The organism is Pseudoxanthomonas sp. USHLN014 (assembly GCF_037153335.1).
Classification (GTDB): domain Bacteria; phylum Pseudomonadota; class Gammaproteobacteria; order Xanthomonadales; family Xanthomonadaceae; genus Pseudoxanthomonas_A; species Pseudoxanthomonas_A winnipegensis.
The window spans coordinates 11,557-35,561 of sequence record NZ_JBBCKO010000017.1; the positions used below are offsets into that span (position 1 = coordinate 11,557).

General features: G+C 69.5%; 18 protein-coding genes. 7 read left to right on the forward strand and 11 right to left on the reverse strand.

Annotation, left to right across the window (positions count from 1 at the left end; genetic code table 11):
* The first annotated feature begins 120 nt into the window (after positions 1-120).
* From WFQ05_RS19975 to dxs, 7 genes are all read left to right on the forward strand, one after another.
* Entirely contained in the window at positions 121-948 is an 828-nt protein-coding gene (locus tag WFQ05_RS19975) for a GAF domain-containing protein (RefSeq protein WP_306991122.1), read from the forward strand.
* Positions 948-4,178, forward strand: coding sequence for a protein kinase (locus WFQ05_RS19980; protein WP_337055136.1), 3,231 nt, complete (start codon positions 948-950; stop codon positions 4,176-4,178). The genes WFQ05_RS19975 and WFQ05_RS19980 overlap by 1 nt, the downstream gene beginning before the upstream one ends.
* Positions 4,175-4,888: a sensor histidine kinase gene (locus WFQ05_RS19985; RefSeq protein WP_130517568.1), complete on the forward strand. Its 714-nt coding sequence runs from the start codon at positions 4,175-4,177 to the stop codon at positions 4,886-4,888. Before WFQ05_RS19980 ends, WFQ05_RS19985 begins: the two co-directional genes overlap by 4 nt.
* Positions 4,889-4,990: 102 nt before the next feature.
* Positions 4,991-5,641 carry a response regulator transcription factor gene (locus WFQ05_RS19990; protein WP_130517566.1) on the forward strand — a complete coding sequence of 217 codons (651 nt, stop codon included), beginning with the start codon at positions 4,991-4,993 and terminating at the stop codon, positions 5,639-5,641.
* 120 nt (positions 5,642-5,761) lie between these two features.
* On the forward strand, positions 5,762-7,552 hold the full coding sequence (locus WFQ05_RS19995; protein ID WP_337055137.1) for an acyl-CoA dehydrogenase C-terminal domain-containing protein: 1,791 nt from the start codon (positions 5,762-5,764) through the stop codon (positions 7,550-7,552).
* 96 nt (positions 7,553-7,648) lie between these two features.
* The gene (locus WFQ05_RS20000) at positions 7,649-8,341 is read left to right on the forward strand and encodes an HNH endonuclease (RefSeq protein WP_165402972.1); all 693 of its coding nucleotides are present in this window, start codon (positions 7,649-7,651) and stop codon (positions 8,339-8,341) included.
* Positions 8,342-8,469: 128 nt separating this feature from the next.
* Positions 8,470-10,377 carry a 1-deoxy-D-xylulose-5-phosphate synthase gene (gene dxs, locus WFQ05_RS20005; protein WP_337055138.1) on the forward strand — a complete coding sequence of 636 codons (1,908 nt, stop codon included), beginning with the start codon at positions 8,470-8,472 and terminating at the stop codon, positions 10,375-10,377.
* A gap of 42 nt (positions 10,378-10,419) precedes the next feature.
* Here the strand turns inward: dxs and WFQ05_RS20010 are convergent, their stop codons facing one another.
* From WFQ05_RS20010 to WFQ05_RS20060, 11 genes are all read right to left on the reverse strand, one after another.
* Positions 10,420-11,436 carry a TraB/GumN family protein gene (locus WFQ05_RS20010; RefSeq protein ID WP_337055139.1) on the reverse strand — a complete coding sequence of 339 codons (1,017 nt, stop codon included), beginning with the start codon at positions 11,434-11,436 and terminating at the stop codon, positions 10,420-10,422.
* Positions 11,437-11,502: 66 nt separating this feature from the next.
* Positions 11,503-11,967 carry a cupin domain-containing protein gene (locus WFQ05_RS20015; protein ID WP_337055140.1) on the reverse strand — a complete coding sequence of 155 codons (465 nt, stop codon included), beginning with the start codon at positions 11,965-11,967 and terminating at the stop codon, positions 11,503-11,505.
* 95 nt (positions 11,968-12,062) lie between these two features.
* Entirely contained in the window at positions 12,063-12,842 is a 780-nt protein-coding gene (locus WFQ05_RS20020; protein ID WP_337055141.1) for a WecB/TagA/CpsF family glycosyltransferase, read from the reverse strand.
* A gap of 166 nt (positions 12,843-13,008) precedes the next feature.
* Positions 13,009-14,199 carry a glycosyltransferase gene (locus WFQ05_RS20025; RefSeq protein WP_337055142.1) on the reverse strand — a complete coding sequence of 397 codons (1,191 nt, stop codon included), beginning with the start codon at positions 14,197-14,199 and terminating at the stop codon, positions 13,009-13,011.
* A 265-nt stretch (positions 14,200-14,464) separates the two neighbouring features.
* Entirely contained in the window at positions 14,465-15,955 is a 1,491-nt protein-coding gene (locus WFQ05_RS20030; protein WP_337055147.1) for a lipopolysaccharide biosynthesis protein, read from the reverse strand.
* Positions 15,956-15,965: 10 nt separating this feature from the next.
* Positions 15,966-17,069 carry a glycosyltransferase gene (locus tag WFQ05_RS20035; RefSeq protein ID WP_337055143.1) on the reverse strand — a complete coding sequence of 368 codons (1,104 nt, stop codon included), beginning with the start codon at positions 17,067-17,069 and terminating at the stop codon, positions 15,966-15,968.
* Positions 17,069-18,199, reverse strand: a complete 1,131-nt coding sequence (locus tag WFQ05_RS20040; RefSeq protein WP_337055144.1) for a glycosyltransferase family 4 protein — start codon at positions 18,197-18,199, stop codon at positions 17,069-17,071. Before WFQ05_RS20040 ends, WFQ05_RS20035 begins: the two co-directional genes overlap by 1 nt.
* Positions 18,196-19,518: a polysaccharide biosynthesis protein GumE gene (locus WFQ05_RS20045; protein WP_337055145.1), complete on the reverse strand. Its 1,323-nt coding sequence runs from the start codon at positions 19,516-19,518 to the stop codon at positions 18,196-18,198. Before WFQ05_RS20045 ends, WFQ05_RS20040 begins: the two co-directional genes overlap by 4 nt.
* Positions 19,519-19,521: 3 nt before the next feature.
* A complete protein-coding gene (locus WFQ05_RS20050; RefSeq protein WP_130517556.1) occupies positions 19,522-20,988 on the reverse strand; it encodes an undecaprenyl-phosphate glucose phosphotransferase in 1,467 nt (488 codons plus the stop codon).
* Positions 20,989-21,274: 286 nt separating this feature from the next.
* Positions 21,275-22,699, reverse strand: a complete 1,425-nt coding sequence (locus WFQ05_RS20055; RefSeq protein ID WP_130524815.1) for a GumC family protein — start codon at positions 22,697-22,699, stop codon at positions 21,275-21,277.
* Positions 22,696-23,400 carry a polysaccharide biosynthesis/export family protein gene (locus tag WFQ05_RS20060; RefSeq protein ID WP_337055146.1) on the reverse strand — a complete coding sequence of 235 codons (705 nt, stop codon included), beginning with the start codon at positions 23,398-23,400 and terminating at the stop codon, positions 22,696-22,698. The genes WFQ05_RS20055 and WFQ05_RS20060 overlap by 4 nt, the downstream gene beginning before the upstream one ends.
* Between the last annotated feature and the right edge of the window lie 605 nt (positions 23,401-24,005).

Here is a 24,005-nt window from a genome sequence, read left to right on the forward strand (position 1 = left end):
AGCCTGGGCGGCGGCGCGCGCCTTGACTCGACGCGCCCCAGGCGGCTTCGCACTCACGTCAAAGCCCATGACACGCTCTTCGGGCGCTTTAGCAGCGCCGCATTGCTTTACGCTCGCGCAATGCCCGCACGCCTGATCGCCTACCTGCCCGATGCGCCCGCGCCTTCGCTGCTGCTGCGCGAAGGCGCGGCCTTGACCATCGGCCGCGCCGAGGGCAACGGCCTGCAGCTCTCCCACCCTTCGGTCTCGCGCAGCCACGCCCGGCTCTGCAGCGACGGGCTGGGCTGGGAGTTGAACGATCTGGGCAGCAAGAACGGCAGCTTCCGCGACAGCCTGCGCGTGGAAGCGCCGGCGCGGCTGGCCGGCGCGGCCTGGCTGCGCTTCGGCGACATCTACGTCGAGTTCACTCCGCTGGGGGACGAGGACGCCGCGCGCGAGGCAGGCCGCGCCCAGGCCCGCCGCACGCGCGCCACCGCCCTCACCCATGGCGTCGGCCAGGCGCTGGATCTGGACGACATGCTCAGCGCCAGCGTCCATGCCGTGACCGAACTGGCCCAGTGCGACCGCGGCTATCTGGTGCTGGCCGGGCCGGAGGCGCCGCGCGTGGCCGCCGCCTGCGGCACGCGCAGCCCGCGCGACTTCGGCGGCAGCACCGGCGCGCTGCAGCGCGCGCTCGAGCAGGGCCTGGGCACGGTGGCCCACGACATCGGCCACCTGCCCTGGCTGTCCACGCGCGAATCGGTAATGGCCTCCGGCATCAGCGCGCTGGCCTGCCTGCCGCTGTGCGACGGCGAGCGGGTGATCGGCGCGCTGTACGCGGACAGCACGCGTCCCGGCGCGGCCATCACCGCCCTGGACATGGAACTGCTGCAGGCCTTCTGCGAGCGCTGCGCCCTGTGGCTGGTCGCACGCGGCGCGCGCGACCGCACCGACCACGCCTCGGCCTGATGTCCGACGCGCCCACCGCCACCGGCCTGCACCTGCACGATGTCCTGGCGAGCGGGCAGGTGCTGGCCGGCCGCTTCCGCGTCGAGCGCCTGCTCGGCATGGGCGGCATGGGCATGGTCTACCTGGCCAACGACCTGACCCTGGAAGTCCCGGTCGCCATCAAGGTGCTGCGCCCGGAGCTGGCCGAGCGGCCGCAGGTATTCGAGCGCTTCCGCCAGGAGCTGCTGCTGGCGCGCCAGGTCTCCAGCCCGCACGTGGTGCGCATCCACGACCTGGCCGAACACCAGGGCCGCTGGCTGATCAGCATGGACTACGTGGCGGGCGAGTCGCTCGAGTCCCTGCTCGCACGCGAAGGGCCACTGCCCATCGAACGCGCCCTGTCCATCGCGCGACAAATCGCGCTGGGCCTGCAAGCCGCGCATGCGCGCGCCGTGGTCCATCGCGATCTCAAGCCGGCCAACGTGCTGCTCGATGCGGAGGGCAATGCCTCGATCAACGATTTCGGCGTCGCCCGCTCGATGGCCAGCAGCGGGTTGACCCGGCACTCGGGCGCGATCGTGGGCACGCCGGACTACCTCTCGCCGGAGCAGGCGCGCGGCGAGACCGTCGACCCGCGCAGCGACCTGTACGCGCTGGGGCTGATCCTGCACGAAATGCTGACCGGGCAGCTGCCCTTCGCCAACGGCACCATGGCCGAGGTGCTGGCCCAGCGCATGCTGCGCACGCCCGAACCGGTCAGCCGCGCGCGCCCGGAGACTCCGCCGTGGGTCGTGCGGCTGGTCGACCGGCTGCTGCGTTCGCAGCCGCGTGCGCGCCTGCAGGACGCAGCCCAGGTGGTCGCCGCCATCGACCGGCGCCATGTGGAACGGGAGGCCCCGGGCTGGCGACGCATCGCGCTGGTGGCGGCCGCGGTGGTCGTCGTGGTGCTGATCGGCTGGGCCGGCTGGTCGTGGAAGCAGGCGCGTGCGCCGGCCGTGGCCGAGGCGCCGGTCGTCGCACCGCTGGCGCGCACACTGGTGCTGCCGCTCGCCGGCGACCTCGATCCAGTCCTGCGCGAAGGTCTCGGCGCCTGGCTGCGCGATGCGCTGGAAGCGCGCACGGCCGTGGTCGATGCGGGCCGCACGCTGCAGGCGCTGCGCTCGGTCGACCCGACCGGCCAGGCCAGACTGGATCTGCCCGCCCTGCGCCGCGCGGCCGCCGCGCGCCAGGTGCTCGCCCCGCGCATGCGGCACGACCCGCAGGGCTGGCGTCTCAGCGCCACGCTGGACGGTGCGGACGGCGGCACGCGTACGCTGGAAGGTCCGATCGCCGGTACGGCCAGCGCCGCGGCGGCCGGCTGGCTGACGACGGTGGTCGCGGCGCTCGGCCTCGATCCCGCACCCTGGCCCGCCGCCCCGCCGCCGGACGCCGCGCTGCAGGCCCTGGGCCGGGCCGGCATCGCGCGTGCGCAGAGCCAGGGCGCGCCGCGCCTTGCGGCCCTGACCCAGGCGACCGACGCCGCGCCAGACGTGCTGCCGCTGCGCCTGGAACAGGTGCGCGCCGCCGAGGCGATCGGCGAGGACGATCAGGCCGATGCCCTGCTGGCACGGCCGTTCGACTCCAAGACCTGGCCGCGCAGCGCGCAGATGCTCAGCGCCATGCGCGCCAGCGCCGAGGGCGATGCGGAGGCCGCGCTGACGGCATGGCAGGCCATCGCCGACGCCAGGCCCGACGATGCCCAGGCCCAGCTCGACCTGGCCCGCGCCCAGGCCGCCGCAGGCCAGGGCGATGCGGCGCGCGCCCGGCTGCTGGCCCTGAGCAAGCGCGACCCGAACGATCCGCGGGTGTGGTTCGAGCTGGGCAAACAGTCCATCCTCGCCGGCGACGCCGCCAAGGCCGTGGACGACTATCTGCTGCGCGCCCAGCTGCTGTTCCGCCGCGGCCGCGACCTGGCCGGCGAGGCCGAGACCGTCAACGCGCTGGGGGTCGGCTACGGCCGCCTGGGCCAGAGCAAGGCCGCCGAGGAGCAGTACACCCGCGCGGTCGACCTGCGTACCCAGGTCGGCAACCGCCGCGGCGTGGCCACCAGCCTGCGCAACCTGTCCGGCATCGCCAGCGTGCGCGGCGACTTCGCCGGCGCCGCGGCCCGTCTCGAACAGGCGCGCGCCCTCTATCAGGCGCTGGGCGACCGCGGCGGCCTGGCCGCCACGCACAACGAAGCCGGCCTGCTGGCCGAGGAGCGCGGCGACTACGCGCAGGCGCTGCAGGCCTTCCGCGACGCCCTGCAGGCCTGGCAGCAGGTCGGCAATGCGCGCGGCACCGCGCAGACCTACAACAACATCGGCTTCGCCAACTTCCAGCTCGGCGACTACGACAGCGCAGCTGCTTTTTGGCAGCAGGCCGCCTCGGCCTACCGCGCGCTGGACGATGTCACCGGCCAGGTGCGCATCGAACAGAACCTCGGCCTGCTGGCCACCGCGCGCGGCCAGTGGCAGGACGCGGCCACCCGGCTGCACTCCGCACTGCGCACGGCCGAGGCGCACCAGATGTTCGAAGAGGTCGCCGTCACCCGCCGCAACCTGGCCGAGCTGGCCTACTGGCAGGGGCATCTGGCCGAAGGCCTGGCCCAGGCCGACCAGGCGGCGACGCTGTTCGAACAGCGCGACGACCAGCGCGGCCGCGCCGATGTGGCGGTGCTGCGCGCGCAGCTGTGGCTGGCGGCCGGGCAGCCGACACGGGCCACGGCCGAGCTGGAACAGGACGCCAAGCTGTTCGACGAGGTCTCCGAAGAGCAGCAGGCCGCCCGCGCCCTGCTGCAGGCGCAGCTGGCCAGCCTGCGCGGCGATGCCCGCGGCGCGCACCAGGCGCTGGCCGAGGCCACCCGCCTGGCCGATGCCTCCGGCGTGCGCCTGCTGCAGCTGCAGGCGCGCCTGCAGGGCGCGCACGACGAGGCGGCCCTGGCCGCGCTCGACGACGATATCGCCCGACTCGGCCATGTCGGCCTGCGCCTGCAGTTCCTGCTGAGCGCGCTGCGCGAGGGCGCCGATGCGCAGGTGCAGGCGCGCTATCGCGAGGCGCAGCAGCTGCTGCGCCGGGGCGATGTGCTGTTCGCCGCCGATCTGCATGCCCAGGCCGCGCAGCGCCTGGCGCGGCTCGGCCAGACCGATGCCGCCGCGCGTGCCGAGGCCGCCGCCGACGCCGCGCGGCGCACGCTGCTGGCCGGCCTGCCGGCGCAGGCGGGTGCGCGATGAGCGGCACCGACGACGCCGCGCGCTACCAGGCCCTGCTCGACCGGCTGGAAGCCAACGAGCGCGAGTTCCGCCGGCTGGGCCGCGCGGTGGTCAAGGTGCAGGAGGACGAACGCCGGCGCCTGGCGCGCGAGCTGCACGACGGCGTCGGCCAGAACCTCACCGTGCTCAAGCATCGTCTGGCCCTGCTCGGCACCGCGCTGGGGCCGGCGCAGGCGCCGCTGCGCGCGCAGGTGGAAAGCGCCATCGCGCTGTGCACCCAGACCCTGGAGGACACCCGGCATCTGTCGCGCCTGCTGCGCCCGCCGATCCTGGACGACCTGGGCCTGGAGGCCGCGCTGCGCTGGCTGGCGCGCAGCCAGTCCGAGGCCGGCGGGCCGCAGGTCAGCCTGGAGATCGGCCCGCTGCCGGCCATGGACGACGCGCGCCAGACCCTGCTGTTCCGCGCCGCGCAGGAGTCGCTCAACAACGCGCTCAAGCATGCGCGCTCGCGCTCGATCCTGCTGCGTCTGGTCGCGCACGACGACTGGGCGCACATGCAGATCGTCGACGACGGCGTGGGCTGCGACCCGGCGCTGGCGCTGACCAGCGGCGGCAGCGGGCTGGGCGGGCTGCGCGAGCGCCTGCGCCTGGGCGGCGGCAGTTTCCGGCTGGTGTCCTCGCCCGGCGCCGGCACCTGCGTGCAGGTACGCGTGCCGCTCTCGGGCGAGTGAATCCATCGCCCAATTGACAAATCCGCGTCCGCATACGACAAACACAGGACATCGGATGTCACGTGCGCCGAACGATTTGGCATCGCTCTCTACCGGTCCCGCATGCCAACAGCTCCGATCCGCGTCCTGCTGGCCGACGACCACACCCTGGTCCGGGAGAGTCTGGCCAGCCTGTTGCAGGCGGCCGGCGGCATCCAGGTCGTGGCCCAGGCCGCCGACGGCGTCGCCGCGGTCGCGGCCGCGCAGACCTGTCAGCCCGACGTGGTGGTGGTGGACATCTCGATGCCCCGGCTCAACGGGATCGACGTGATCCGCAGGCTGCGCAGCGACGTCCCCGAGGCGCGCGTGCTGGTGCTGACCATGCACGAGGAGCACGAATACGTGCTGCACGCCGTGCGTGCCGGCGCCGCCGGTTATCTACTCAAGGAGGCCGCCACGGCCGAACTGATCGCCGCCGTGCGCAACCTGCACGCCGGCCAAGGCCACTTCAGCCCGCAGGCCGCGCTCGCCCTGGCCGCGCAGATCCAGCAGCCCGGGCGCGAGCTGGACGACCCCTACCAGGCGCTGACCTCGCGCGAGCGCGAGGTGTTCCACCTCATCGTCGAGGGCCAGACCACCAAGGAAATCGCCCGGCGCCTGGACATCAGCACCAAGACGGCCGAGAACCACCGCTTCCGCGTGCTGAACAAGCTGTCGGTGCGCAACACGGCCGAACTGGTGCGCTACGCGGTCCGCCACGGCCTGCTGGACTGACGGCGCCGCGTCCCCGCACCTCGCCTGAGCCGCGGGGTCGGCGCCGCTCCATACGCAGTAGTATGCTTGGCGGCCGAAGCGGGCCGGGAGGCGGCCCGCGCCGCCACCAAGAGCATCCGCATGAGCAGCTACCGCGCCCCGTTGAAAGACGTCCGTTTCGCCCTCTATGACGTGCTGGACGTCGAGCCCCTGTTCGCCCGGCTGGGCTTCGCCGACGCCAATGCCGAGCTGATCGACGCGGTGCTGGAGGAGGCCGGCCGCTTCACCACCACCGTGCTGGCCCCGCTCAACCGCGTCGGCGACGAGGAAGGCTGCACCCTGGACGCGGCCACCGGCGAGGTCACCACGCCGACCGGCTTCAAGGAGGCTTATGCCCAGTTCGCGCAAGGAGGCTGGACCGGCCTGACCGCGGCCACCGAGTTCGGCGGCCAGGGCCTGCCGCACACCGTGGGCGTGCCGCTGGGCGAGATGATCAACGCCGCCAACCTGGCCTGGGGCAACTTCCCGCTGCTCTCGCACGGGGCGATCGAGGCGCTGAAGTTCCACGGCCAGCCCTGGCAGCAGGAGGTGTTCCTCAAGCCGCTGGTCGAGGGCCGCTGGACCGGCACCATGTGCCTGACCGAACCGCACTGCGGCACCGATCTGGGCCTGCTGCGCACCCGCGCCGAGCCGCTGGGCGATGAGCGCTACGCCATCACCGGCACCAAGATCTTCATCACCGCCGGCGAGCACGACCTGGTCGACAACATCGTCCACCTGGTGCTGGCCAAGCTGCCCGACGCGCCGGCCGGGGCCAAGGGCATCTCGCTGTTCGTGGTGCCCAAATTCCAGGTCGCCCGCGACGGCACGGTCGGGGCGCGCAACGCGCTGCGCTGCGGCTCGATCGAGCACAAGATGGGCATCAAGGGCTCGGTGACCTGCGTGATGAACTTCGATGGCGCCGAGGGCTATCTGGTCGGCCAGCCGCACAAGGGCCTGCAGGCCATGTTCACCATGATGAACACCGCGCGCCTGGGCGTGGGCCTGCAGGGCATCGGCCTGTCCGAGCGCGCCTACCAGAACGCCCTGACCTATGCGCGCGAGCGCCTGCAGACCCGCTCGCTGTCCGGTCCCAAGTTCCCCGACAAGCCGGCCGACCCGATCATCGTCCACCCCGATGTGCGCCGGATGCTGCTGTCGATCAAGGCCCTGACCGAAGGCGCGCGCCTGCTCGCCCTGCACGCCGGCACCCAAGTCGACATCGCCCATCACGCCACCGACCCGGCCGAGCGCGAGCAGGCCGACATCCTGGCCGGCTTCCTCACCCCGATCTCCAAGGCCTGCCAGACCGAGTGGAGCATCGAGAACACCTATAACGCGCTGCAGTGCTTCGGTGGCCACGGCTACATCCACGAGCACGGCATGGAGCAGCTGGCCCGCGATGCGCGCATCACCACCCTCTACGAAGGCACCACCGGCATCCAGTCGCTGGACCTGATCGGGCGCAAGACCGCCGCCAGCGGCGCGGCCGGGCTGAAGCTGTTCCTGGGCCTGATCGAGCAGTTCGCCAGCGCCCACCAGGACGATGCGGCGGTGGCCGAGTTCCTCGGCCCGCTGCGCGAGAAGGCCGCCGAATGGGGCGCGCTGACCCAGGACGTGCTCAAGCGCGCGGCGGCCAATCCGGAGGAACTGGGCGCGGCCAGCACCGACTACCTGTTCTATTCGGGCTATGTCGTGCTGGCCTACTGGTGGGCGCGCAGCGTGGTGGCCGCGCAGGCCTCGCAGCACGACGCGGCTTTCAAGAAGGCCAAGCTGGAGACCGCGCGCTTCTACTACGCGCGCATCCTGCCGCGCACGCTGTCCCACGCCGCCGCCATCCGCGCCGGGGCCGACTCGCTGATGGCCATGGACGCGTCACGCTTCGACGCCTGAGGGCATCGCGCCAGCGCGCTCCGGGAAAACTCCGGAGCGCGCTGCGTTGGGCCCAGTACACAATTCGTCATCCATCGGGTATAAGCTGTTTCCCCGATGGAAGCAGACACCGCTCAGCTTCATTCGGACGACTCCGGCAACCCGGTCCTGATCGACGGCGCCCTGCCGGATGCATCGTCCCCGGCCGATGGCCTCCCCGCCTCTCTCTCCGCACTGGCGCGTCCTTCCAGCGTGCGTTTCCTGTCGCTGGATGCGCATGGTCGCGTGCTGGACTGGATCAACTGGCAGGACGCGACCTGCCTGTACGCGCGCGATGCGGTGGCCTGGACCCTGGGCGATCCCTGCCTGACCGTGCGCGGCGGCCTCAACCGCCTGACCGGCCAGCAGAGCTACATCGAGCTGCATCCCATCGTCGCCTCGCGCGGCCATGCGCGCGCGGCCGGGCTCTCGCCCACGCCCGCGCTGACCAACCAGGCGCTGTTCGCACGCGACGATCACCTGTGCCTGTACTGCGGCCAGACCTTCTCGCGCCAGCTGCTGACCCGCGACCACGTGCTGCCGGTGTCCAAGGGCGGGCGCGATGTCTGGGAAAACGTGGTCAGCGCCTGCTTCCACTGCAACTCGCGCAAGGCCAACCGCACCCCGCAGCAGGCGCACATGCCGCTGCTGGCCGTGCCCTATCGGCCGAGCTGGATCGAGCACCTGATCCTGTCCAACCGCAACATCCTGGCCGACCAGATGGCCTTCCTGAAGACGCACCTGCCCAAGCGCTCGCGCCTGTCGGCCTGAAGGCCCAAGCCGGGCCTTGCGGCCGATACTTCACATTCCGCGCCGTTGGGTGATCCCAGACTGACCGCCTTGCTTGCCCCTCCCTTCCCGGGGGAGGAAAATGCGCAACTGCATTGCCGACGGCCACGATGATCGACGCTACCCGCTATCCCCGCCTGTCAAGGATCGAGACGCCCGCCGACCTGCGCCGCTTCGACGAGGCCGAGCTGACCGCCATCGCCGACGAGCTGCGCGCCTACCTGATCGAGTCGGTCGGCCGCAGCGGTGGCCATTTCGCCGCCGGCCTGGGCGTGATCGAGCTGACCGTCGCCCTGCACTACCTCTACGAGACGCCCAACGACCGCCTGGTCTGGGACGTCGGCCATCAGACCTATCCGCACAAGATCCTCACCGGCCGCCGCGATGCGATCCACACGGTCAAGCAGGCCGATGGCGTGGCGCCGTTCCCCAAGCGCGAGGAATCCGAGTACGACACCTTCGGCGTCGGCCATTCGTCGACCTCGATCTCGGCCGCATTGGGCATGGCCATCGCCAACGCGCGCGCCGGCAACGGCCGCCGCACGGTGGCGGTGATCGGCGACGGCGCGATGACCGCGGGCATGGCCTTCGAGGCGCTCAACCATGCCGGCGGCATGGAGGAAGAACCCGACCTGCTGGTGATCCTCAACGACAACCAGATGTCGATCTCCGAGAACGTCGGCGCCTTGACCCAGCTGCTGGGGCGGATGAGCTCCTCGCGCACGCTCAACGCGCTGCGCGAGGGCGGCAAGAAGCTGCTCGGCGACAAGCGCAAGCCGCCGGCGCGCTTCATGCGGCGCTGGGAGGAGCACTGGAAGGGCATGTTCGTGCCGTCCACGCTGTTCGAGCAGATGGGCTTCCACTACACCGGTCCGATCGACGGCCATGATGTGCCGGCTCTGGTCGGCGCGCTGAAGACGCTCAAGGGCCTCAAGGGGCCGCAGCTGCTGCACGTGATCACCACCAAGGGCAAGGGCTACGAGCGCGCCGAGGGCGACCAGATCGGCTATCACGCGGTCGGCCCCTTCGACCCGACCAAGGGCCTGCCCACCGTGGCGCCCGCCAAGAAGTCCACCTACACCGACGTCTTCAGCGACTGGCTGTGCGACATGGCCGCCGCCGATCCGCTGCTGCTGGGCATCACCCCGGCCATGCGCGAGGGCTCGGGGCTGGTGCGCTTCTCCAAGGAATTCCCCGATCGCTATTTCGACGTGGCCATCGCCGAACAGCACGCGGTGACGCTGGCCGCGGGCATGGCCTGCGACGGCGCCAAGCCGGTGGTGGCGATCTACTCGACCTTCCTGCAGCGCGCCTACGACCAGCTGGTGCACGATGTGGCGATCCAGCAGCTGGACGTGCTGTTCGCCATCGACCGCGGCGGCGTGGTCGGCCCGGACGGCGCCACGCATGCGGGCAACCTGGACCTGAGCTTCCTGCGCTGCGTGCCGCACATGGTGATCATGGCGCCGGCCGACGAGAACGAGTGCCGGCAGATGCTGTCCACCGGCTTCCGCCATCCCGGCCCGGCCGCGGTGCGCTACCCGCGCGGCACCGGCCCCGGCGTGGCGGTCGAGCCGACCCTGGACACGCTGCCGATCGGCAAGGCGCAGCTGCGCCAGCGTGGCCGCCAGGTCGCGCTGCTGGCCTTCGGCGCCATCGTGCCGGCCGCCGAGCAGGTCGCGCGCGAGCTGGGCCTGACCGTGGTCAACATGCGCTTCATCAAGCCGCTGGACCGCGAGCTGGTGATGGAACTGGCACGCAGCCACGACGGCCTGGTGACCCTGGAAGACAACGTGGTGGCCGGCGGCGCGGGCTCGGGCGTGGCCGAACTGCTCAACGCCGAGGGCCTGGCCGTACCGATGCTGCACCTGGGCCTGCCCGACGCCTTCCAGCACCACGCCAGCCGCGAACAGCTACTGGCCGAAGCCGGGCTGGACGCAGCCGGCATCCGCCGCGCGGTGCTGGCGCGCTGGCCGCAGCTGCAGGCCGGCGCGACGCCGCTGACCGCGGCGCGCTGACGCCGCCCTGCCGGGCGCTCGATCGGCGCGCAATCGGCGACCTCACTGCGCGTCGGGCGCCTCGACCGTGTAGCCGCGCGCCTTGAGCGCGTCGATCAGATTGTTGCGACCCAGGATCAGGCCCATCGGCAGCAGCGCCACGGTGCCCTGATGCTGGGCCAGCGCGGCCTGGGCCTTCTCCAGCCACAGGTCCAGCGACTGTTGGCGCAGCGCGCTGAGGCCCAGCTTGCGCGCCAGGCCGCTCTCGCTGATCGCCGCCTGGCACACGCCGTACTGGGTCGCCTGCGGGGCGATGCGCAAGGTGTCGATGTCGCCGACCGCCCAGGCGTTGGCCTGGGCGCGCATCGCATCGATCTCGTGCTCGAGCACGTCCAGCGTACGGCTGAAGCAGCTGCGGTCGTCGAGCCCGGTGCGCTGGAATTCGCGGATCGCCGCCTTGGGATCCTCCAGCCTGGCGGTCGCCACCACGGAGGTGACCTTCAGGCCGGCGCGCTTGGCCAGGGTCTGCACCCGCTCGGCCACGACGTTTTCGGTGCTGAGCGCGGCGTCCTTCATCGCCGCCTTGTACAGCTCCAGCGCGGCGAAGATCGGCCGGCGCTGCTCGACGCTGCGGTCGCGCCCCAGGTAGCGCGCCTTGAGCGCGCTCCAGCGCGCGTACTCGGAGGCCGGAACAACTTCCTGCAGGGTCTGGCCGTCGGGATTCTTGGCCGCCTTGAACAGCGACGGCAGTAGGAACAAGTTGCCGAACATGCCGCGCCCGGTGTCCAGCGACATGCTCGGCGGCAGCAGCAGCTCCTGCGAGCCGGAGATGGCCGATTCCACTTCGGTCGAACGCCAGTCCATGCGCTTGGGCAACGGCGTCAGCGTGCCCAGCACCCACAGCACATGGCCATCGCGGCTGACCTTCCACAGGCCCGGACCCGGCTGCACGCCCGAGACCGTCATCGGCGCCAGGTCGGTGATCGCAGGCTCGCTGGCCGGCGGCGGCGCCTGCTGCGCGGAGGCGGACAGCACGAACAGCAACAGCGGCGCGACCAGAGTCAGGCGCAGCTTGCGCATACAAAGACCTCCTGCAGGGACGCCGGCCGGCGCCGATGGCCGGATCTTACGGGGCGCGCCCGCGTTTCAATCCAGGTCCGGCGCGCCCAGGGCGTGCAAGCGTTCAGCGACCTGCGGCGCGGCGTCGAGCAGCGCAAAGCCTTCCCAGACGAAGCCGGGCGCGACGGTGCAGTCCACCAGCGCGTAAGGCGCCTCGGTCCACGCGCGCTGCCAGTGCCCCGCCGGGACGACGGCCATCGCGGAAGCGTCAGCGTTTAGTGCGAGCGTCTGCAGCGTGTCGTTCTCCGGATCGAAGATCTGCAGCTGCAGGGTCCCACCCTGCCGCCAGTGCCAGCCCTCGTCCGCATCGACCCGGTGCCAGCGGCTGTGCTGGCCCTGGCGCAACAGGAAGTGGATGGCCGTCATGGCCGGACGCAGGCGCCCGGCGTGCAGCACTTCCAACTGCGAGGCGTAGATGCGCCGGTAGTAGCCGCCTTCGGGATGCGGCGCGAGCTGCAGCGCGGCGATGAGCCGATCGATGTCCTGCGTCATGGCGGCATGCTAGCAGCGGCGCGCATGTGCCTCCCCTACACCCGGCGCGCACCGCAACACCTCGCGACTGCTTTTCACCGCTCGGCCAGGGGACTTCAGTCCGCGCGATCGGCCCGCGCCGCACGCAGGCAGACGCCGAAGAAGGTGAACAGATCCACCGAATACCGCTTGATCAGGCGCCGTGGCTCGTGCAGCAGCCGGTAGGCCCATTCCATGTGCAGCTTCTGCACCCACTGCGGTGCGCGCTTGGCGTTGCCGGACAGGAAATCCAGCAGCGCCCCCACGCCGAAGGCGAGCGGCACCTGCAGCGCGGCGCTGTGCTCGAGGATCCAGCGCTCCTGGATCGGATTGCCCAGCGCGACCAGCAGCACGTCCGGCGCCGCGGCGTTGATGGTGTCCACCAGGCCCTCGCCGTGGGCGCGCATCTGCGCATAGCCATCGCAGACGCCGACGATCTGCTGACCGTAGACGCCCTCCAGCGCGCGTGCGGCGGCCTCGCCGACACCCGGCTTGCCGCCGAGCAGGAAGAAGCGCAGCGGCCGGCTGCTGGACTGGCACAGGCGCGGGATCAGGTCGGTGCCGTTGAGGTTCTCGGCGAAACGACGGCGGTGCACCAGCATCGCCGCCAGATCCATGCCGATGCCGTCGTTGACGATGGTCACCCCGGCCGCATGCATCTGCGGGCGCAGCGCCTGGCACTCGACGACGAAGTTGGTGTTGGCGAAGAACACCCGCTGGCGATCGCCCAGTTCCAGCGCGCGCAGCAAGGCGGCGGTGAACACCGGCAGGCGCGTGCTGATGACCGGATAGCCGCCCAGAGGCAGGCGCTCGGCCTGTGCATCGAGGTCGTTGGGATGGCTGGGAAAAACGAGCATTCAATCACCGGGGGAAAATGGGCGATGCGTGGCGCACCTCGGATGCGGCCGCATCGAAACAGGGATCCGGGCAGGACGTCCGTGTGCGCACAGGGCCCCGGACGGCCGATCCGGCGCCGGGGTCATCCCAATGAACGCAAACCCCTCACGGCGCCGGTCACCCTGTTCAGGCCGTGACGCGGATTTCCGGATAGCGCTCGGGTTCGAGCAGGCGATCGGTGGTCTGCGGCCAGTCCAGGCATTGGCGGTGGCGCACGTGCGGGGCGGCCAGGGCCTGTTCGATGGCCGCGCGGATCGAGCCCGCATCGCCCGGCGTGTAGCCGAAGCGCGAGGCGTAGCCGCCGACCACCGCATGCGGGCAGACCGCCGGCAGGCCGAAGAAATCGTACTGCAGCAGCTTCATCGAACTGTCCGCCAGATACGCCGGCACCTGTTCGGAGGCATAGGGCGCGATGCCGAAGCGCGCGTGCTTCATGTAGCGCACCACGTCGGTGTGCTTCATCTCGCCGTAGACGATGACGTTGTCGCCGTAGTCCGGATCGCGCCCCTGGCCCGAGCCGATCACATGGAAGGTCACCTGCGGGAAGGCATGGCTGGCCTGGGCGATGAAGGTCGGGTCGAACAGCATCGAGCCCACCGAGACCGCATGGATGCCGGTGTCCGGATAAGGATTGGGATCGCCCAGCTGGTCCAGCCCGGGATCGACGCCATGACCGACGTGATAGACGTTGTGCTGGCTGTTGATCTCCTCGGCCATCACCGGCGATACCAGCGCGATCGCATCGAGCATGCCGCACACGTTGTCGAACTCGCGTGTGATGTACTGCGCCACCTCGATCGTGCTCAACCCGTCGGAGGCGCGATACACCAGGCGCGCGTTCGGATTGAGCTGCTTGCACAGGCGGATGAAGGCCACGGCCGTGCCGCTCTCCAGCACGATGACATCCGACTCGCGGATCCACTGCACCAACTGCGCCGGCGGGCGCGCCGCGTAGGCGCGGAACATCAGGTTCTCGATCGGACGCAGCCACGCGCGCCGCGTATTGAACGGATGCACCAGCGTGCGCCACAGATAGCACTCCACGCCCTTGTGGAGGACGACCTGATTGGCGGTCGCGTCCAGCGGCAGGCGCAGGTCCTGCTTGTACTTGGACAGGCGGCTGTAGCGCAGGGAGAAGAAGCGCGTGGGACCGCGCTTGGCCAGCTCGTCGGCGATGAAATGGATATTGGCGCGTCGCGGGGTGCGGTAGTCGTGGGCGGACAGCACCAGATAGCGCGTCTGCCCCTGGCCCGACCGGAGGTCGGTTGCGGGGAGCGTGCGCGCGGTGGCGGAAGGCGAAGCGTCGAAGGCCGGCATGGCAACTCCAGTGGGGGGATGGAGAGCGGGTACGGTCGCTACAGCGTCGTGGCCTGCAGCGACGGCAAGCATGTGTCGGCCGCCACATCCAAGTCCGGGTGCTGCGTCGCAAAAATCACGGCCCGGGGGGCCTGGAATCGGCCAGTCACAACAGCGAGGGTGGCCCGCGGCGCGTTCACCGAACATGAGCCAGGAGGCGTTATCGACGCCGAAACTGAACCCGCGCGACCTTAAATCAGGCGCGAGATGCGAAGTGGGAACTCCATCACGCGGCGGAGCCGCGCCGGCGCAGCAGCTCGCGGCTGCTCAGGATCGTGGCCACGTCCCGCCGGAACGCCGGCCACAGCAGGCACACCAGGCCGAACGCCAGCACGATCGCCACGAAGCCGATCGCCAGCTCCAGCACCGGCGTCTGCGCCCAGTGCCGCGCCGCCGCCCACGAGGCCGCGCCGCACAGGCCGTAGCCGACCAGCGCCCGCAGCCCGTTGTTGAACATCGCCCTGCCCGGCGCCTGGCCGACCCGGGTGACCCAGATCACCGACATCGGCCACATCAGCGCCAGGCCCAGCGCATAGCCGATCGCCACGCCCAGCGCGCCCCAGTGCGATCCGACCAGGATGCACACGATCAGCAGCGCGCGTGCGATCACCGAGTAGATCAGCTGCGCGCGCATCAGGCCCAGCGACAGGAACACCCAGTAGGTCGCATAGGCCACGACCTGGAACACGCCGCCCAGTGTCAGCACCTGGAAGATCGGCACCGCCCCGCGCCACTGCTCGCCCAGGAACAGCCGGATCAGCGGCTCGCCCTGCGCGCAGGCGAAGGCGAAGATGGCCACGATCAGATGGACCATCACCGTCTGCCCGCGCAGCAGGAAGGTCGAATAGCGTTCGCGCTCGTCCTGCAGCTTGGACAGCACCGGCAGGGCCACGGTGGTGGCCGGCGCGTTGATCTGGTTCAGCGGCATCATCAGCAGCTGGAAGGCGCGGTTGTAGAGGCCCAGCGCCTCGGCGCCCAGCCGATAGCCGATCAGCACCTGACCGATGTTCTGGCTGGCGTAGCCCAGCGCCTGGGCGGCCATCAGGTTCCAGCCGAAGCTGAGGAAGTGGCGCATCTCCACGCCGCGCTGCGGGCGGCCGGGCAGCCAGCGCGCGGCGACCATCGCGACCAGCAGGCCGACCGCGCCGCCGACCACCTGCTGGATCACCAGCGCCCAATAGCCCAGGCCGGCCAGCGCGGCGATCACCGCCGCGATCAGTCCCAGCGACTGCCCGCCGACATCGCTCAGCGCCAGGCGACCGAACATCAGCTCGCGACTCAGATGCGCGCGGTACTGGGTGTTCATGCCGCTGAGCAGGAAGGTCACCGACATGACCTGGCTGACCGCCGCCAGGCGCGGCTCGTGATAGAAGCGCGCGATCCAGCCGGCGCCCGCGAACACCGCCAGGCCCAGCACCAGGCCGATGGCGCTGTTCATCCAGAACAGGTTGTCGCGCTGGGCCTTGGACAGGCTCTTGGCCTGGATCGCGGCCGAGGACAGGCCGAAGTCGCGCAGGATCTCGCAGATGCCGACCAGCGCGGTCACCATCGCCATGACGCCGTAGTCTTCCGGGCTCAGCAGGCGCGCCAGCAGGATGATCCCGCCGAACTGCACGACCATGCGCGCGCCCTGCCCGGCCATAGTCTTGGCCGCGCCGGCCGCGGCCCGGCTGCCCAGGCCCGGATGCGACGCGCCCGCGTCCGACTTCACGGCCACCGACACGCCCTCACCGGCTGCGGTTGTCCGCGGCGCGCCGATCGCGCGCGGGGTCGGTGGCGGCAGCCTGCGTCTGGCCACGGCGCTGGCGGAGCGCGGCGAGATAGCTGCGGTAATGCAACTGCCCGGCCTGCGACCAGTCGCGCCGCGACAGATCGGGCGTCGGCGCGCGGGGCGTGTTACGCGCCTGCGCCAGGCCCCACTGGATCACCTGCGCATCCAGCTCGCCCTCGTACATGAAGACCCAGCCAGGCCCGACTTCGGCGGCGACGGCCGCGTTGTTGGCCGTGCGCGGCACCAGCACCGGCCGGCCCAGCGACAGGGCCAGCAGCAAGGTGCCGGAGTTGTGCATCTCCTTGTAGGGCAGCACGACCAGCTCGGATTCGGACACTTCCAGGGCCAGCGTCGGATCGTCGACGTACTGCAGCAGGGCGCTGACCCGCGGATCGCGTGCGCAGGCCGCCTCCACCAGCGTGCGCATCTGCGGGCTGGCCGGGTTGCCCACCACGCGCAGGCTGCAGCCGGGCTCGGTGAGGCCGGCCATGGACGTCAACAGCCCTTCCACGCCCTTGTAGGGCCGGATAAGGCCGAAGTGCAGCAGGCGCCCGGCCACCGGCCTGCCCTGCGGATGCGGCGCGAACCAGTCGACGTAATGGCCATGCAGCGCGGTATCGGTGCCCGGCGCGCGCGGCTCGGTGGTCTCGTTGATGCGGATCCAGCGCGAGGTCATGCGGTCCATGCGCCGCAGCAGCCAACGCTCGACCGCGCCGCCCTGCTCGTGCGGGGCCAGGTTGTGCAGCGTGCGCACGATCGGCGTGCGCAGCACGGTCCAGCGCAGCAGCAGCAGCGCGACGGCGCACTGGCGCAGGCCGCGGCCCAGGGCGGTGGCATGTCGCATCGTGTATTCGGGCCAGTGCAGATGCACCACGTCGTAGCGCGAGAGCAGCGCCGTGCGCAGCGACCAGAAGCGCACGCGCACCAGCGGCGACAGGGCCGCCAGCAGCTGCACCAGGTAGGGGTTGGTCTTGGGCGTGGGCGCGTTGAACTGCTGCAGCACGGTCAGCAGCGGCTTGCCGGTGGCGCGCGCCCGCGCGTCCTGGTCGTGCGTCGCCATCACGCGCGCCCCGCCGTGCCCAGCGCGGCGTGATATTCGTCCACGTAGCGTCCCACCACGTGGCGCCAGTGGTAGCGCTGGACGAAGTCCATGGCCGCCTGACGGCGCGTGGCGAAGGTTTCTTCCGGCACGGCCGTCAGCGCCTGCGCCGCCTGCGCACCGGCCTTCGGGTCCATCGGGTCGACCAGCACGCCCAGCCCGGATTCCTCCACCAGCCGCCGGAACGGCGGGATATCGCTGAGCACCGGGATCAGTCCAGCGCTCATCGCCTCCACCGGCGCGATGCCGAAGCCCTCGTGCCGCGACAGGCAGACGAAGTACTGCGCACGTTCCAGCAAGGCGGCCAGCTCGGCCTCGGAGGGCGAAGCCACCACCTGCACGTGATCGGTCAGCCCGCGCGCGGCGATGTCGCGCGCCAGGCCGTCGGCGGTGAGGTCGTATTCGCGGCCGGCGATGATCAGCTTCCAGTCCGGATCCAGCGCGCGCAGCGCTTCGAACAGCGCCAGCGTCTCCAGCAGCCCCTTGTTGACCGACCAGCGCCCGAAATAGATCAGCGTCCGACCCGGCGTCTGGCTGCCGCGACCGGCGAACTTCTGCACGTCCACGCCGTTCTCGATCACGCGCAGGCGCTTGGGCGCCACCACACGGGAGAACAAGCTGCCGTCGTTCTCGCTGGTCGCCACCACGCGCTGGTAGGCATGAGCCGAGGCGCGCGTGATGCTGGAAAACCAAAGCTGCTTGAGCCGCGAGGCGTAGCCGGTGTGGAAGAAGCCGCCGTGCGTGGACACGATCATCGGCTTGCGATGCACCAGCCGGGTCGCGGCCAGATAGTCGAAGAAGAAATCGATGCCGTGCACATGGACCACGTCCGCCGACCTGATCGCGCCCAGCACGCTCGGCGTGAGCGGATAGCGGCTGGACCCGGACCACGGCAGGCGCCTGACCGGGATCTCGCGATGCGCGGCCTGGGCAGGCAGGCGCACCTCGGGCTCGCTGAAGATGCGATCCAGCGTCACCACTTCCACCTGATCCTGGCTGTTGTCGCGATGATGCAGGGCGACGTTCAGCACCACGTCTTCCAGCCCGCCGACGGAGGGGTGGAACTGACGCACCACATGGACAACCTTCATCGCGCGACCTCCGGCGATGGCGCCACGGGGGGCCCCATCGCATGCGCCTCCTGCGCAAGACCGGTCGGCGTGCGCCAGGGCACGCCCTTGAGCTGCCACAGCGCACCGCAGACGAACCACCACAACGCCGCGGACTTGACCGAGAACAGGCTGTTGGACACCAGCAGACCGACGGAGAACGCCAGCATGAAGAAGTTCTTGAACGCCTGACCGTCCTCGGTCGGCATGTCCAGGCCGAAGGCGTAGGCCAGCAGGAAGAAGCCCACCACCATGATCGACTGCGAGGCGATGAAGTAGGCGATGCCGCTGTCGAAGTACTTGTAGGGCGCGTCGAAATCCAGCCCCATCCAGGCCTCGGCCGGCATCTGCAGCATCGCGTTCACGGTCAGGTAGACGCGCCCCAGCGTGTTGTCCTGGTAGGCGCTCACGCCCGAGATCCAGACGATCGCCGCCGCCCCCAGCAGCACCAGCGGCATGATCAGCAACGAGAGCCGTTGATCCAGGCGTCTGAGAAACGGAGCACCCAGGATCAGCAGGAGACTGGTGCCCACCGCAAGCCGTCCGTCGGTGGCCACGATCAGGAACAGCAGCAGGCCCACCGACAGCGCCACCTGCCCCAAGCGCATCGAGCGCCAGAACGTCAGCAGGATCGCCACGAAGAACACGATGAAATTGCCGGCGGTCACCGGCTCGACGAAGATCGAGGACGCGCGCGGCAGGTTGCTGCCCGGCAGGAAGTTGCGCTCGCCCGGACGCGTCGCGCTGACGAACAGGTTGCTGTCCTCGTTCCAGAAGCCACCCTCGTCCAGGCCGCGCGTGTTGACGTAATAGCTCTTCGGGTTGACCCAGTCGCCATACAGATCAGGCGCGGCCAGCTCGAAACCGGCCACCAGGCTGATGATGACGGCCATGCGCACGAACAACTTCGGCAGCGAACCGCCGTACGCCGATCCGAGCACCAGGAAGGCGAACGGAATGATCGCGTCGCGAATGAACTTCGCGTCCACCCGCCACTCGATCAGATAGCGGAACAGCAGCACCGCGACGATCACGGTGATCCCGGCGATCAGCGCGACGACCTTGGAGCGCTCCAGGGTCCAGATCCCGATGCCGAAGCAGCCGGCGTAGATCAGCAGCTCGGCGACATAGGTCAGCGCCGGCGAGACCGGCGTGACCTTCGCGTTGACGAAGGCGAGCAGGAAGTTGTAACCGACGGCGAACAGCAGCAGCAGCTCGATCAGCAGATCGCGTTGCCGGTACGTGGCCCGCGCGTGCGTGGCAGCGCGCACCGGCACGGCCTCATGGGGAACTGCGGCCATGGATCAGTACGCGGTCTTCTGGCCAAGCACACGGACGGCCGTGAGCACGATGATCTTGCAGTCCAGCCACAGCGACCAGCGGCGGATGTAGTCCAGGTCGTACTGCACGCGCTTCTTCATGGTGCGCAGCTCCGGCGTCTCGCCGCGGAAGCCGTTGACCTGCGCCCAGCCGGTGATCCCCGGCTTGACGTAGTGGCGCTGCATGTAGCGGTTGATCAGCTTCTCGTAATGGCTGTTGTGCTGGGCCGCATGCGGGCGCGGCCCGACGATGGACATGCTGCCGCCGAGCACGTTGAAGATCTGCGGCAGCTCGTCGATGCTCGTGCGGCGCAGGAACCCGCCGAAGCGCGTGATGCGCGCATCGCCCTTGGTCGCCTGCTTCACCTCGCCCTTGCCCGCGCCCGGCTGGTCGACATACATCGAGCGGAACTTGAGCATGTAGAACTCGCGGCCACCCAGGCCGTTGCGCTTCTGGCGGAAGAACACCGGGCCGGGCGAGCTGAGCTTGACGCCGATCGCCACTGCCAGCAGCAGTGGCCACAGCACCAGCAGCGCGCCGATGGCCACGATCTTGTCCTGCAGCGACTTGGCCACCACGAAGTAGTTGTTGCGGTCCACGCCGCCCTGGCGCAGGTTGATCACCGGCACGTTGCCGATCTGCTCGCCCTGCTGGTTGAGCATGCCGAAGTCGAACAGGTCGGGCACCAGCTTGACCGTGATCGGATAGCGGTCCAGCACCTGCAGCAGCGCCTTGATGCGGTCGCGGTCGCCCAGCGGCATGGAGATCCACACCTGCTCGATGGTGTTCTCCTGCAGGTAGCGCTCGAGTTCCTCCGGCGCGGAGATGCCCAGGCACGGCAGACGGCTGGACGCGGCGCTGGGCACCATGTCGTAGCGGCTCTGGAAATAGCCGACCAGCTGCAGACCCACCCAGCTGTTGCGCGACAGATAGTGCTGCAGCTTGAACACCGGCGTGCGCAGGCCGATCACCACCACGCGCTGGGTATCCAGGCCGCTGCTGCGCAGCGCGCTCAGCACGTTGCGCAGGACGGTACGGGAGGCCACCAGGCCGACGAACCCCAGCAGATACCAGGCGCCAAGCCAGCTGCGCGAGACAAACTGCCCCATCTGCACCACCAGCGCATGCACGGCGAACAGCGCGAACACGCCACTCCAGGCCACGCCCAGCACCATTACCTCGCGGCCCAGGCCGCGCCCGCGCCAGCTGCGATACAGCGGGAAGGCGGTGAAGCAGATCACCGCATAGAGCAGCGTGGTGCCGATCACGCCGCGGTAGCCCACCGCCGGCAACCAGGTGTCAAACCGCAGCCGATAGGCGATCAGGGCCGCCGCGACCACCACCACGATGTCCGAGACCCGCAGCAAGACATCCGCCGCCGCCGAATACTTGGAAAGCAGACGCGGCGAGGTGCTTGTATCGGTACCGCTACTGAGGTCAGCAAGAAGCATGGCGCTCTCCAATCTGGTGCTTCACTGGCATGGCGCCTGGGCGCGCATGCCGGGAAACGATGCTCGATGTGGTGGACCGTCTGGTTAACGCGCGAAACGCTTGAGAGCGTCCCGGACGTCAGGCCGACGGCCACCACCTCGCACTGGAGCACTGCATGTCCCCCTGTTCACCGAATAACTTCCCGGCGAACAAACCAGTTGCTGCGGTGCAACACTCGCAGAAAGACTGCGAAGGTTCTGTGCACCAGCTCACGGGTCGGGGCTCGAATGCAGGCTCCTCGTCTATTCAGTTTTGATGCGTCGTGTGGGGCTGCGAGCGTCGCAGCGAACCGGCCAGATGCAGCAGCAGCGCGAGCACCAGGCCGAGGAAGAAACCGAACACCAGGCCCAGCGCCAGGTTCACCACCAGCCGCGGCGAGCTGGGCGTGCTCGGAATTTCCGCCTTGTCGATGACCGAGATATTGTTGGCCCCGACGTTACCTGCGACGCCGATCTCCTTGAAGCGCTGCAGCAGCGCGTCGTACAGCTGACGGTTGGTGTCCACATCGCGCTTGAGCATGTTGTAGCGGATGCTGCGCTCTTCCAGATCCAGCTGGTCGTGCTTGAGCGCACTGATGCGCTGCTCGGTGAGCTGCTCCTGCTGGGCCGCCGCATCGTATTGCGACTTCAACGAGGCCCGGATGACCGCCACCTCGCGGCGGATCTGCTGGTTGCCCGCGTCGATGCGGCTCTTCAGGCGCTGCATCTCCGGATAGTCGGGCTTGTAGGTGGCCAGCTTCTGGTTGTACTCGGTCTCCATCTCCGACTGCGCTTCGCGCAGGTTCTGGATCAGCGGGCTGGAGACCACCTGCGGCAGGTTCATCCCGTCGCCGGCGCGCGCCTCGTTCCAGGCGGCCTCGGCCTGCAACTTGGCCGCCTGCGCGGTGGCCAGCATGCCGTTGAGCTCGCTCAGGTTCTGCGCGGGCAGCGAGGGCTGGTTGTCGCCGATCGAGACGATCTGCTGATCGCCCGAGTAGTCCACCAGCGCCCGCTCGGATTCCTCCACCTTGCCGCGCAGCTGCTCCAGCCGGTCGGACAGATACTTGACCGCGAAGGTCGAGGCATCGAGCTGGCGCTGCAGGTTGTCGGCGATGAAGGTCGAGGCGTAGGCGTTGGCGACCTGGGCCGAGAGCGCCGGGTCGGGCGAGCTGAAGTGGACCTTGGCCAGACGCGAGTTGCGCACCGGCTCCACGTCCAGCCCGGCCAGCACGTTGTCGGTCAGCGCACGCTCGACCGCCTCCTGCTGCCGCTTGCGCACCGTGGCCTTGTCGCCCTCGGCGCCGTCGGCGGCCTGCGCGGCAACCTTCTCGGCCAGCTCCTTGTAGGCGGGATGCTCGGCCAGATGGGTCGTGCGGATGACCTGCTGGGCCAGCGAACGGCTGCGCAGCAGCTCGTACTGCGTGTCGTAGAAGTCGCGGTCCATCGGCGACTCGGCCGGCATCAGGTTCTCGATGTTGACCACGTTCATCGCGTCGCGATTGATCTGCAACGTGGTGGTGGCCTGGTACTTGGGCGTCATCAGCAGCGTGACCACCAGCACCAGGGCGGCCACGGCCAGCGTCACGCCCGCGATCAGCCAGCGGCGGGTGGTGATGGCGTGCCAGTACTCCAGCAGGGTGACGTCGGCGTGTCTTGCGTTGAGATGACCGGAGTGGTGGTCGACCGTACTCATCGATAAGCCCTGAAAACCATGACGAAGGGGGTCAGCTCAAGCACGGTGCGCAGGAGCAGGCGTGCGTCGGAGCGATAGACCACGACGATGTCGCCTCCGTAGATTTCCGGATCGGGGTTGGCGCCCTTCTCGATCTCGGTCAGATCGAAGCGCGCGATCATCTTCTGCCCGCCGATCTCGCGGAACACCACCACGTTCTTGCGGCTGGCCAGATCGCTCACGCCCTGCGCCTCGGCCAGGGCCTGCTGCAGGGTCAGCTGCGTGGCGCCGTTGAGCGGATAGTTGCCCGGCTTGGACACTGCGCCGGACACGGTGATGCGCTGGCTGGTGAACTCCTGGATCAGCACCGAGACCTGCGGGTCCTGCAGGAAGCGGGCGCCGTAGCGCTGGGTGATCTCGCCCTCCAGCTCGCTGCGCGTCAACCCGGCCGCCTTGAGGTTGCCGATCAGCGGCAGCGAGATCATGCCCTCGTTGTCCACGCGCACCTGGCGCTCGAGATCCTCGATCTGGAAGACCTTGATCTCGATCAGATCGCCGGCACCGATGCGGTACTCCGGCGTTTCCTTCAGCTCGCCCAGCGGATCAGGGGCCGGCAGCGAGGTCGCGACCTCCTTGGGCACGGAATTGCAGCTGGTCAGAAACAGCACGCACGCCAGCGCGAGCCATGCGAACAAACTTCGAACAGAGGGCGATGAGGCCATAAAACGGTCGTCTACCTTTGGGTTGGGGGGAGGCCCGCGGGTGCCCAACCGGACGGGTGTTCCGGTGTGGCGAGAGTTTCGTGACGTGGTCCGACGATGTGACCTGTCGAACTCAAGGTCACCAGCCGAATGTGAATACGGCCTGCGATCGACTATCGCATAGCGATGCGTCGGCCTCCAGACTGACATCCCAACGAACGATGCCCCCAGTCACGAACCGCGTGCCGGCCTCCCCGGCGCATTTCCTGTCGTTTCCCGGCAAAACCCTTTGCTGCTGCTGCTTTGCACAAATTGGATAACGCGGGTCGTGCGCGACACCGGACAGACTTTTGTGACAGAGCGCGCGTCTGCGGCTTCAGGTCGCAGTTACTCCATGCTCAGCTAGCTCAAGACGGTTTAACGCCATGGGCTGGGAGGCGAGTAAATCGAGCGGGCATGGTCCCGGCGCAGAAACGCAAAACGCCCGGAAGGCCGGGCGTTTGTCTGGAACTCCACTGCGATTGGTCGGGACGGCCGGATTTGAACCGACGACCCTCTGCCCCCCAGGCAGTGGCCTAATCTGGCTTATGTCATTGATTTTTAGCGAAATCCAGTCGATTTCGCCT

Excerpts from the sequence above, each read along its gene's own strand:
- WFQ05_RS19990 (WP_130517566.1), top strand. The coding sequence starts at position 4,991 with ATGCCAACAGCTCCGATCCGCGTCCTGCTGGCCGACGACCACACCCTG.
- WFQ05_RS20010 (WP_337055139.1), bottom strand. The coding sequence starts at position 11,436 with ATGCGCAAGCTGCGCCTGACTCTGGTCGCGCCGCTGTTGCTGTTCGTG.
- dxs (WP_337055138.1), top strand. The coding sequence starts at position 8,470 with ATGATCGACGCTACCCGCTATCCCCGCCTGTCAAGGATCGAGACGCCC.
- WFQ05_RS20035 (WP_337055143.1), bottom strand. The coding sequence starts at position 17,069 with ATGGCGACGCACGACCAGGACGCGCGGGCGCGCGCCACCGGCAAGCCG.
- WFQ05_RS20040 (WP_337055144.1), bottom strand. The coding sequence starts at position 18,199 with ATGAAGGTTGTCCATGTGGTGCGTCAGTTCCACCCCTCCGTCGGCGGG.
- WFQ05_RS20000 (WP_165402972.1), top strand. The coding sequence starts at position 7,649 with ATGGAAGCAGACACCGCTCAGCTTCATTCGGACGACTCCGGCAACCCG.
- WFQ05_RS20055 (WP_130524815.1), bottom strand. The coding sequence starts at position 22,699 with ATGAGTACGGTCGACCACCACTCCGGTCATCTCAACGCAAGACACGCC.
- WFQ05_RS20060 (WP_337055146.1), bottom strand. The coding sequence starts at position 23,400 with ATGGCCTCATCGCCCTCTGTTCGAAGTTTGTTCGCATGGCTCGCGCTG.
- WFQ05_RS20025 (WP_337055142.1), bottom strand. The coding sequence starts at position 14,199 with ATGCCGGCCTTCGACGCTTCGCCTTCCGCCACCGCGCGCACGCTCCCC.
- WFQ05_RS19980 (WP_337055136.1), top strand. The coding sequence starts at position 948 with ATGTCCGACGCGCCCACCGCCACCGGCCTGCACCTGCACGATGTCCTG.
- WFQ05_RS19995 (WP_337055137.1), top strand. The coding sequence starts at position 5,762 with ATGAGCAGCTACCGCGCCCCGTTGAAAGACGTCCGTTTCGCCCTCTAT.
- WFQ05_RS20045 (WP_337055145.1), bottom strand. The coding sequence starts at position 19,518 with ATGGCCGCAGTTCCCCATGAGGCCGTGCCGGTGCGCGCTGCCACGCAC.
- WFQ05_RS19985 (WP_130517568.1), top strand. The coding sequence starts at position 4,175 with ATGAGCGGCACCGACGACGCCGCGCGCTACCAGGCCCTGCTCGACCGG.
- WFQ05_RS19975 (WP_306991122.1), top strand. The coding sequence starts at position 121 with ATGCCCGCACGCCTGATCGCCTACCTGCCCGATGCGCCCGCGCCTTCG.
- WFQ05_RS20020 (WP_337055141.1), bottom strand. The coding sequence starts at position 12,842 with ATGCTCGTTTTTCCCAGCCATCCCAACGACCTCGATGCACAGGCCGAG.
- WFQ05_RS20050 (WP_130517556.1), bottom strand. The coding sequence starts at position 20,988 with ATGCTTCTTGCTGACCTCAGTAGCGGTACCGATACAAGCACCTCGCCG.
- WFQ05_RS20015 (WP_337055140.1), bottom strand. The coding sequence starts at position 11,967 with ATGACGCAGGACATCGATCGGCTCATCGCCGCGCTGCAGCTCGCGCCG.